This is a genomic window from Metabacillus sp. KJ11-3, assembly GCF_055808295.1.
Genome location: NZ_CM147865.1, coordinates 565,061 through 576,418 on the forward strand (window position 1 = coordinate 565,061; position 11,358 = coordinate 576,418).

The 11,358-nt window shown below is 36.6% G+C and carries 9 protein-coding genes; all 9 read left to right on the top strand.

Going from position 1 to position 11,358, the window contains the following annotated elements:
* Window positions 1–7 precede the first annotated feature (7 nt).
* The 9 genes from AC0L8O_RS02980 to AC0L8O_RS03020 all read left to right on the top strand — a co-directional run bounded on the left by AC0L8O_RS02980 (window position 8) and on the right by AC0L8O_RS03020 (window position 11,289).
* A complete protein-coding gene (locus AC0L8O_RS02980) occupies window positions 8–1,018 on the top strand; it encodes a sensor histidine kinase (RefSeq protein ID WP_473446537.1) in 1,011 nt (336 codons plus the stop codon).
* Window positions 1,019–1,388: 370 nt separating this feature from the next.
* Window positions 1,389–2,975, top strand: coding sequence for a response regulator transcription factor (locus AC0L8O_RS02985; protein ID WP_473446538.1), 1,587 nt, complete (start codon window positions 1,389–1,391; stop codon window positions 2,973–2,975).
* A gap of 25 nt (window positions 2,976–3,000) precedes the next feature.
* A complete protein-coding gene (locus tag AC0L8O_RS02990) occupies window positions 3,001–4,332 on the top strand; it encodes an ABC transporter substrate-binding protein (RefSeq protein WP_473446539.1) in 1,332 nt (443 codons plus the stop codon).
* 219 nt (window positions 4,333–4,551) lie between these two features.
* Window positions 4,552–4,767, top strand: coding sequence for a hypothetical protein (locus AC0L8O_RS02995; protein ID WP_473446540.1), 216 nt, complete (start codon window positions 4,552–4,554; stop codon window positions 4,765–4,767).
* 456 nt (window positions 4,768–5,223) lie between these two features.
* The gene (locus AC0L8O_RS03000) at window positions 5,224–6,144 is read left to right on the top strand and encodes an ABC transporter permease (protein ID WP_226530064.1); all 921 of its coding nucleotides are present in this window, start codon (window positions 5,224–5,226) and stop codon (window positions 6,142–6,144) included.
* Between the two features lie 20 nt (window positions 6,145–6,164).
* On the top strand, window positions 6,165–7,043 hold the full coding sequence (locus AC0L8O_RS03005; RefSeq protein ID WP_026562211.1) for a carbohydrate ABC transporter permease: 879 nt from the start codon (window positions 6,165–6,167) through the stop codon (window positions 7,041–7,043).
* Window positions 7,044–7,092: 49 nt separating this feature from the next.
* The gene (locus AC0L8O_RS03010; protein WP_473446541.1) at window positions 7,093–8,697 is read left to right on the top strand and encodes an ABC transporter substrate-binding protein; all 1,605 of its coding nucleotides are present in this window, start codon (window positions 7,093–7,095) and stop codon (window positions 8,695–8,697) included.
* 135 nt (window positions 8,698–8,832) lie between these two features.
* Complete coding sequence (locus tag AC0L8O_RS03015) at window positions 8,833–10,311, top strand: glycoside hydrolase family 32 protein (RefSeq protein WP_473446542.1); 1,479 nt, start codon at window positions 8,833–8,835, stop codon at window positions 10,309–10,311.
* Between the two features lie 12 nt (window positions 10,312–10,323).
* Window positions 10,324–11,289, top strand: a complete 966-nt coding sequence (locus tag AC0L8O_RS03020; protein WP_473446543.1) for a carbohydrate kinase family protein — start codon at window positions 10,324–10,326, stop codon at window positions 11,287–11,289.
* The last annotated feature ends 69 nt before the right edge of the window (window positions 11,290–11,358 follow it).

The window sequence follows — 11,358 nt, forward strand, 5'->3', positions numbered from 1 at the left end:
AGTCGAAGTGAACCATCATGACGAGGAATACCTTGTTTTCTTTCAAAAACAAAAAATCGGTGATTGGATCTTAATAAGTGAAATAACGAAGTCAGAGTTATTTGCTAAAATCGATCAACTTCAAAGAAACTTACTCATCACAAGTGCGTTGATATTTCTGTTGACCATTCTAACCTCTTATTTATTGTCTTCTAATATTGTAAGTCCATTAGGGAAGTTGACAAAAGCAATGAAATTTGTAGAACGTGGAGATTTCAATGGAGCAAAGCGGGTAATGCCTTCCATAAAATCACATCATCATGAAATTGGTTATGTGATAAAAGTCTTTGATCACACGATTGAGCAATTAAATCATTTAATCGAAACGGAGTATGAAGCAAACATTCGTAGAAAGGATGCAGAATACAAGGCATTATTGTTACAAATAAATCCTCATTTTTTAAATAATACACTTGAAGTCATCGGTGGCTTAGCTGTTCAAGGAAAAAAGAAAGAAGTCATGAATGTAAGTATTTATTTAGGTCGTATGATGAGATACTCATTGAACACTCGAACAGATGTGGTGAAATTAGGTGAGGAAATTTCTTATATTCGAAGTTTTATAGAAATACTAAAATTAAGATATGAAGGTGCACTAGTGTGTGAAATTGATGAGGCAGAAGAAACGAAATCTATCTCCATTATTAAATTTATCATACAGCCTCTAGTTGAAAATGCAGTCAAGTATAGTTTTATTCACCATAAAGAAGCAGAAATTAAAATAAAAACAATGCTGCAAAATGGTCAATTATTTATTGTCGTAGAAGATAAAGGAATTGGAATGTCAGAAGAAGAAATAGCGAACATATGCCATTCTGTGAAAATTGATGGAACCGATTCTGCTTTAGATAGTGATGGTCATAGTATCGGGCTTAAAAATGTATTAGGGAGATTAAGTTTATATTATGGAGCTGACTTTTCTTTTTCCATAGAGTCTGAAGTAGGACACGGAACGAAAATTACCTTATGTATAAAGTGAGACTTCCATCAGTGGGGGTTTACTTCATCCCCCACTGATGGTTAGCGAAACTTATCGGATCTTTACGGGCAGTTATCTCTAGTTATTTCTTCTCTACTTCTATCAAATCTAGAAGGGGAGGAGTTTTACTGCCCGTTAAGAATGGGATAAAGTGAGACTTCCATCAGTGGGAGTTTACTTCATCCCCCACTGATGGTTAGCGAAACTTATCACGCTTAGAACGCCACATCCTGTGGCTTCGCCTGACTTGGACGTCAATCGCTCGTCGGATCTTTACGGGCAGCTCCTTGTTTCTCTCGAATCCTGAAGTAGGGTAGAGGAGTTTTACTGCTCGTTAAGAATGGGATAAAAGTAACTGAGGGGGCTATACATGATGAAGGTAGTGATTACTGATGATGAAATACAAATTCGTAAAGGGCTGAAGATGAAAGTAGATTGGGAAGAAGAAGGTTTTCAGATTGTTGGAGAAGCTTCCAATGGTAAAGAAACTCTTGATCTTTTATATTCAATCGATGTTGATATTGTCATCACAGATATGAGAATGCCGATCATGGATGGGATTGAATTTGCTAAACGAGCAAATCGTGAATTTCCACATGTAAAAGTTGTTGTTTTATCAGGTTATTCAGATTTTGAGTACGTAAGATCCTCACTTGTCGAAGGTGTTAAGGATTATTTATTAAAGCCAGTTGCACCAGATGAATTGATCCATGCTCTATACAGAATTCGAAGTGAGGTAGAGGAAGAAAAGAGAAAAAAGCTTGAAAAAGAGAAAATGAACAAATTCGTTCATAATCAGTTAGAAGAAATGAAACAACAATATCTCCTTCATTTAGCTAAAGAGGAATCTTCTGAGCTAAAAGGTACACTTGAACGGCTACAGCAACTACAGTTAAATGAATTTACTAGTAAAGATGTAAATGTCCAGTTTTTCACAATCGAAATGAGAACAAAAGATCCTCACCTGCTAAAAGAGCTATGGCTTCCATTTAAGATGCTATGCAAGGAAATTGCCCGGAAATACGACAACACATACTGTTTTTATGATGCAAATTACTCAAATATGCTTCACTTTATCCATCGTGTAGATTGTGATAAAGGTCAACAAACAACTTTGATTGTTGATAGTGTTCAAAAATATGTAAAAAAGTACTTAAAGATAGAGACGGTTGTGGGAATTGGAAAGATTGTAACAGGACTGAAAGAATTTAAATCAGGCTATATATCGGCTCTGCTTTCTTGGAGTCAGAGCAAACTCGGCACACATTCCCAGGTAATAGACGGAACAATGAATCAAGAATTGTATGAGTTTTCACTTGATGTAGAAAAGAGGTTGGTAAACTCAATAGAAAATGTCAGTATACATGACTTTAAAGATAATATGAAAGGAATTCTAGGTGAAACAAACAATCAATCGATGATGTCATTTTCATTTGCAGCCAGCAGGGTACTGTTTTTATTAAGCTCTTTAGCTACTAAATATAATCTCGACACAAATGAACGCCACCAACTTATTTGGAATTGCCAACAAAGTATTTGGCAATTAAACACACAACATACTGTGATCGATCAGCTATGTAAGCTGGCAGAGCTCGTTATAAAGAAAATTCGAGATGCAAGGTGTTCTTCAAACGGATTTGAAATTGTTGAAAATGTTCGCGAGTATATAAATAAGCATTATGCCAACGAAATTTCATTAACGTCGTTGTCAGAGCAATTTCATATAAATAGTGCGTATTTATCTGAGTTATTTAAACACCATATCGGACAAAACTTCAGTGACTATTTAATACAGGTGAGAATGGAGAAAGCTAAAGAATTTTTATTAGACAGACAGCTGAAAATTATTGACGTTGCATATTTAGTTGGTTTCTCAAATTCTGGTTATTTTAGCACAGTTTTTAAAAAATATGTTGGAAAAACACCTGCAGAATTTCGGAAAGAGATCACTAAATAATTGCTTAGGAAGGAAATGCTATGTTATGAAAAAAAGAGTTGTCATTATTTGTTTTATTCTTTTCATAATAGCGATTGCCGGATACCTCTTTTCTCTTTTTCTTACTTACACTAAAGATCAAAATATGATCCAAGAGGAGAGACAGGAAAAAATTCAACTTCAGTTTTGGAGAAATTATGGAACAAAATCAGAGAATGATGCTTATAAGAAGCTAATTACATTATTTGAGAAGGAACATCCTCACATAGAAATCAATATGGTGTCAGTCCCTTATGGAGATTATGAGTTAAGGTTACGAACTGAAATTGCTGCAGGCAGTCCTCCGGATATTATGTCAATAGATAGTCCAAACCTTGCTCTTTATGCACATTCCGGTTCGCTATTGTCTATCGACCAATGGATGAAATCTGAAGGTAATATTGATGATATTCCCCCTTCAACCCTGGAAGGTTTAGAGTATAACGGGGAAATCTATTTATCACCGGTAGTAGAATCTGGAGTCGCATTATTTTATAATATTCATTTGTTCAAGCAAGCCGGCATTCCATTACCTTCACAAAATCCGCATAAACCATTGACATGGGCAAAGGTGCTGGAAATTGCTAAAAAACTCAATGATCCAACTAATGAGGTCTTTGGAATAGATCCTGCACAAGGATTTAACGATGGGGAATCTCCAGCTTATTTTAAGCTCCCACTATTGTGGCAATTTGGTTCAGATGTGTTAAACCTGGAGTCAAATACAGCAGACGGATATTTGAATTCTGATCAAGCTTTAGATGCATTACAATTTTATCAAGATCTTTATCATACACATAAAGTGGCTGCTGTTGAACTGCCTCCCGATCCATTTGTCTCAGGACATCTTGCTATGTCTGTAATGGGGTCTTGGACTTTAGCTGATTTTGAAAAGAATTTTCCGGAATTTAAGTTAGGAGAAGATTTTGGAGTTGCACCATTACCGAAAGAAGCGTATCAAGTTACACCAAATGGAGGATGGGCTCTAGGGATTTCAACAAAATCCAAGCACCCTCAGGAAGCATGGGAATTTATTAAATATATAACAAGCTTTGAGGGGTCAATGAAATATGTAGAAATGACAGGAGATTTGCCTGCTAGATATTCGGTAGCTGCTGAATTTCCGGAACTTAATAATTATCCGAAAAACATTTTTGTTCAACAAGCCCAAAACTATTCGAAAAATCGACCGGTTACTCCAGTGTATCCTGTAATCAGTGATGCTATAAAAGATCTATTTGAAGATGTCGGTATAGGTGGAAAGGATGTAGAATCATCTGCAAATGAAGCAGTTGAAAAAATAAATAAGAGTTTACAAGATGTTAAAAGTAATGAGTGAGGTTGTCTTTGGACAACCTCTTTTTGTGTGCGACGGGCAGTCGTACCTTGTGCAGATATCTGCACTGGATGAGTTGTTAAAGGTTGGAGTAGGTTATTTCGATAACAACTGCTTCCAAATCCTAGAGGACTCATTTTCTCGAAGGTGAAAGTCCTTCCACTAGGGTACTGATACAACTAGTGAAGACTAATCTATGGCATGGTCGTGAGATTGTGTCTGATGGAGATGCGGTTAATCGAGAGAACCGTAGTCGGATGTGCAGACCCAAATGCAATAAGTGTGAAGCACGGCGGCAGGATAAGTTGGCGACCATCCGCAAATAATGGGAAGTCTACAATAATTGTAATGGCAGGTCAGAGAAATCAGCCGATCTGTCGTAGCTTAATCGGTGATGGTGCTGGGTATGTACAGAAGGAAAGTACGATAACCCCGTGAGGTCTCTATCTCACCATAAGGGCAAGGCTTTATAAGGATAATCCGAAGTGAGCCTTGTGGATAGAGAAGTCAGACGTTCTCATAGTACGGAAGTAGGTGATTGACTAAACAATCATCGAACGGAAGGGGAACGACCTTGTGGCTCTATGATGAGGGGGTAGCCTTGAAAAAGCTTACCCTACTCAATTTTGTAAGAAATCCAAAAATTTTATATATCAAGATCCAAAGATATTAAAATAATTCCTTTTAACCATTTAGTATAGTTGAAGTCACAAAGATAAGAAAAAAGAATGACAAAACAAAATATTGAAGTGATTTGTTTTTATAGCATTGTTTGAAATCGCTTACCAATTCCGGTTACAACTAGTTAAAAAGTCATTTTATTTTCTAAAGGGGGTTAATAGATTGCAAGATTTAACAAATGTGAAGAGTGATACCCAACTACCAGTTCAAGCTGTGAAAAACACAAAACTTAAAAGCAATATTGAGTATATCAAAAAGAATTATTTTCTTTACTTACTTATTGCTCCTGCTGTTATTCTTACGATTATTTTTAAGTATGTTCCAATGTACGGGGCGATCATTGCCTTTAAAGATTTTAGTACGATTAAAGGAATTTTAGGAAGCGAGTGGGTAGGTTTTAAACATTTTGAGGATTTTCTAACCTCTCCAAATTTTGAAGTTATTTTTATGAGTACTCTTAAGCTTAGCTTGTACGGGTTACTACTTGGTTTTCCAGTTCCGATTATTTTAGCCTTGATGCTAAATCAAGTTAGAAGAAATGCCATTAAGAAAAATGTTCAATTGATCTTGTATGCACCAAACTTTATTTCAGTTGTTGTTATAGTCGGGATGCTATTTATTTTCTTATCTCCTACAGGACCAATTAATCATATCATTTCATTTATGACTGGAAAGCCCGTTATGTTCATGTCAGAGCCGGAATATTTCAGATCCATTTATATTTTATCAGGCATTTGGCAGGCTGCAGGCTGGTCATCCATTGTTTATGTGGCAGCACTAGCAAATGTTGATCCTGAGCTTCATAATGCAGCAACAATTGATGGTGCAAATATTTTACAGCGAATCATTCATATTGATTTGCCAACATTAAAACCGCTAATGGCGATTATTTTCATTCTAGGCGCTGGAGGAATTATGGCGATTGGTTTTGAGAAGGCTTACTTAATGCAAACATCGATGAATATACCAGCATCTGAGATTCTTCCAACCTATGTTTATAAAGTAGGATTACAAGCTGGGGATTATGCTTACTCAACAGCTGTTGGACTCTTTAATTCTGTTATTAATGTCATATTGCTCGTTGTCGTGAATTTCGTTGTGAAAAAGTTAAATGAAGGTGAAGGACTATATTAGATTGAAAGGAGGATTTTACAATGATTAAGCACACACGTATAGATCGAATGATTTTATCTTTAAATAGCATTTTCTTATGTTTAGCGGTTCTCGTTGTTTTCGTTCCCTTGGTTTACGTGGTTATTGCATCCTTTATGGACCCTACAGTTTTACTGAACAAAGGTTTATCTTTCAATATATCTGATTGGAGTATTGAGGGGTACAAGCGGATATTATCAGATGATGCAATGGTGAGAGGATTTTTAAATGCCATTCTATATTCTGTTGGATTTTCAGTTATTACTGTTGTTGTCTCTGTTTTTGCGGCTTTTCCTTTATCAGTACAAGGTTTTGTTGGAAAAAATGTATTTATGACTCTATTTCTTATCACGATGTTTTTTAGTGGAGGATTGATTCCTACTTATCTAGTTGTCAAAGATTTAGGAATGTTAAATACGATATGGGCGATTTTGCTTCCTGGAGCTGTGAATGTGTGGAATATTATCCTGGCAAGAACCTATTTCAAGGGAATTCCACATGAATTACATGAAGCAGCCAAGGTTGATGGAGCATCGGATTTACTTATCTTTTTCAAAATAGTGTTACCGCTTTCTAAACCAATCATTTTTGTACTGGCCCTTTATGCTTTTGTTGGTCAGTGGAACTCATATTTCGATGCCATGATTTATCTTGAAGATCCAAACCTGCATCCACTCCAACTGGTTTTAAGATCAATCTTAATTCAAAACCAGGCTGAACCGGGAATGATAAGTGATCAGCTTGCTATGGCTGAATTGGCAAAAGTATCTGAAATGATTAAGTACTCAGCTATTGTCATCTCAAGTCTACCGTTAATTGTGATGTATCCATTTTTCCAAAAGTATTTTGAAAAGGGTGTTATGGTTGGTTCATTAAAATAATGAATCAATTAGATATAAATAATAAATCTACTATTTTGGGGGTAAGTTTATGAAACATGTAAAAAAAGTGGTCTATTCTACTGCTGTAGCGATGTTGCTGTTATCCGGCTGCAGCAGTAAAAATGTCTCTTCTTCTGAAGACTATGAGCTATCTGATATTTCCTTTCCATTAAAAGAAGAGGTCACACTTAAATTTTTAACACAAAGTTCTCCATTAGCACCAAAAGATCCAAATGAAAAATTAATTTATCAAAGATTAGAAGAAAAAACAGGAGTTAATGTTGAATGGAAGAACTACACAAATGATGTATTTGTAGAAAAAAGAAATTTAGCGATAGCAAGTGGAGATCTCCCTGACGCTATTATGGATGCCGGTTATGGAGATTATGATTTATTAAAACTAGCAAAAGATGGAGCCATTATTCCTGTTGAAGATTTGATCGATCAATACATGCCAAATCTTCAAAAAGTACTAGAAGCAGCACCTGAATACAGAGCTATGATGACAGCTCCGGACGGGCATATCTATTCTTTTCCATGGATTGAAGAACTAGGCACAGGGAAAGAAAATATACACTCTGTTGATGATTTTCCATGGATTAATGTCGAGTGGTTAGACAAATTAGGATTGGAAATGCCAACAACAACAGAGGAATTAAAAGAAGTCCTTAAGGCCTTTAAAACACAGGATCCAAATGGAAATGGTGAAGCGGACGAAATCCCAATGTCATTTATTATTAATCACGGTGGTGAGGATCCGGCCTTTTTATTCGGCTCTTTTGGACTTGGGGATAATTGGGATCATACAGTTGTAAGCAATAAAGGTGAAGTATTATTTACAGCTGCTGATGAAGGCTACAAAGAAGCCATCACCTATTTTAGTGATTTATATAAAGAAGGATTAATAGATGTCGAAGCATTTGAGCACGATTGGAATAACTACTTAGCTAAAGGAAAAGATGAACGCTATGGTATGTATTTTACATGGGATAAAGCAAATATTACAGGCATGAATGAAAAATATGAGCTAATGTCTCCATTAGCAGGTCCTGATGGTCATGTGAATGTGGCGAGAACAAATGGTATGGGCTTTGACCGTGGAAGAATGGTGATTACAAGTGCAAATAAAAACCTGGAACTTACAGCCAAGTGGATTGATCAATTATATGACCCACATCAATCTGTTCAAAACAACTGGGGGACATATGGTGATGAATCAGAGCAAAATATTTTTGAATTTGATGAAGCAAGTGATATGTTAAAGCATTTGCCGTTAGATGGAGCTGCACCTGTTGAAGTACGTCAAAAAACAAGTATTAACGGACCTTTGGCGATCCTAGATGAATACTATGGCAAAGTTACAACAAAACCAGATGATGCAGCATGGAGACTGGACTTAATGAAAGAAGTCATGGTTCCTCATATGAAAGCGGAGAATACGTATCCTAAAGTGTTTTTCTCACTAGAAGAGTTAGATAAACTTTCAGAAATTGAAACAGACTTATTCGCTTATGTTAATAGAAAAAGAGCGGAATGGATGACAAATGGAAAAGTAGAAGAGGAATGGGATGAATATCTAGCAGAGCTTGATCGCTTAGGTCTGCAAGAGTGGTTGGAAATTAAACAAACGGGATATGATCGAAATCAATCGTAAAAATATAAGGAGGCTAACAATTAGCCTCCTTTGTGGATGAGGGGTTGAAATCTGTCGATTGATAGATTTTCTGTGAAAGTTGATATATTCCTCTTCCAATCATAAAAATTTTCATGAAAAGGAGCTGTATAAATAATGATTCAAAAATTAACTGAAAAGTACCGCCCGCAATTTCACTTTTCACCGAAAGAAAAGTGGATGAATGACCCGAACGGTATGGTGTTTTTTGAAGGTGAGTATCATCTTTTTTATCAATTTCACCCATCTGATACAATTTGGGGGCCGATGCACTGGGGGCATGCGGTGAGTAAGGATTTAATCCATTGGGAGCATTTGCCGGTTGCCCTGCATCCTGACGAGCATGGCACCATTTTTTCTGGAAGTGCCGTTGTTGACTGGAATAATACAACAGGATTTTTTGATGATGAGCCTGGTTTAGTAGCGATCTTTACGCACCATGATACCTATCCGGAGACAGATATAGTCCGTCAGAGACAAAGTATAGCCTATAGCCATGACAAGGGGAGAACCTGGATAAAATACGAAGGAAATCCTGTATTAACAGATCCTTCAATGACCGATTACCGTGATCCTAAAGTGTTTTGGCATGAGGCTACAAATAAATGGATCATGATTCTTGCAACAGGGCAATGCGTTACCTTATATACCTCTCCAAACTTAATAGATTGGGAATTTGCGAGTCAATTTGGGGACCATGATGGCTCACATGCAGGATTCTGGGAATGTCCTGATCTCTTTCCGTTACAGGTTGATCAAGATCCTAGCAATCAGAAGTGGGTCATGATCGTAAGCCTTGGTGATACCGGTGAGTTTAGGGAAGGTTCAAGAACTCAATATTTTATTGGAGATTTTGATGGAACTACTTTTAAAAATGATAACGATGCCCAAACGGTGTTATGGCTTGACTATGGCAGAGATAATTATGCAGGTGTTAGTTGGTCAGATATCCCTGAGTCAGATGGCAGAAGAATATATCTCGGATGGATGAGCAATTGGAGATATGCCAATTTTGTTCCGACGACTGATTGGCGAGGAGCGATGACACTGCCAAGAGAATTAAACTTAGTTTCAACTACTAATGGAATTCGATTGATCCAAAAACCTGTAACAGAAGTAAACAGTTTAAGAGAAAATGGTTTCCATCATGATGAAGAGGTAATAGTCAACACTCAGCCCCTATCTATTACTCTTGATGATGCTTTACAGGAAATAAATATAGAAGTTGAAAACATAGATTCCTCGGTAATCGAATGTGTGATTAAACATTCAATTAAGGAAGAAACGCTGATTCGATATGACACTGAAAAAGAAGAATTAATTGTTGATCGCACAAACTCAGGTGAACACAGCTTCTCATCTTCTTTTCAAGCCATACAACATGCACCATTATCAATGGTTCATAACAGGATAAAACTGCAAGTCTTCCTTGATACCTCATCAATTGAAGTATTTGCAAATGATGGAGCCGTAGCCGTTACTAGTTTAATTTTTCCAACGGAAGGAAGTAAAAAACTAGAATTATCATCACAGCGTGGAAGTATAAAAATCCACTCTCTGCAATTAACAAAGCTTTCTTCTATTTGGTCTGAGTAGGGAATAAGGAGGTTGGACACAATAGGACATTCAATTATTTGTATAGGGGAATTGTTAATTGATTTTTTCTGTAAAGACGTGAACATTGATTTAATAGATGGGCAAAATTTTGAAAAACAAGCCGGAGGAGCCCCTGCAAATGTATGTGCGACGATCGCATCTTTGGGGGGAAATGCCATGTTTTGTGGAAAAGTTGGGACGGATCCATTTGGGCATTTCTTAAAAAAAACACTGGATAACGTGAATGTTGACACATCCATGCTTTTATTTGATAGAGAGCATCCAACCACCCTGGCATTTGTATCCTTACAAGGTAACGGTGAACGTGACTTCGTCTTTAACCGGGGAGCAGATGCTTATCTTCATGAAAAAGAAATAGACAAAACGGCATTTAACCAAGCTGCCATTATTCATTTTGGATCTGCAACTGCACTATTAGACGATCCCTTTCGCTGCACATATCTGAATATGTTGAAACAAGCAAAAATAGATAAGAAGTTTATTTCGTTTGATCCTAATTACAGAAAAGATTTATGGAAAGAACGCACACCACAATTTATTGAATTCACTAAAGAAGCGATCGCCTTAGCTGATTTTGTGAAGGTAAGTGAAGAGGAAATAGGGATTATCACGAAAAAACATGATGTAACAGCAGGAATAGATGACCTTCATCAATTAGGAGCATCCATTATAGCTGTCACATTAGGAAAGACCGGGACTCTCGTATCAAATGGAAATAAAAAAGAGCTTATTCCAAGTATTGAAGTAAATGCGATTGATTCAACTGGAGCCGGCGATGCATTTGTGGGGGCTGCTTTATTTCAACTGGCAAAAAAGAAATATCCTCATGATATCGTCCAATCTTTTCAAGAATTAAAAGATATCATTATATTTAGCAATAAGATTGGGGCATTTACTTGTACTCAAATAGGGGCAATATCTGAAGGGTCTAAATTACGATCCAATTGTTGTGTATGAGGACATAAAGTTAAAATGATAGGGATGAAGGAACGTTGTCTTAATCCCTTTTCTATTGTGAGTTTATGA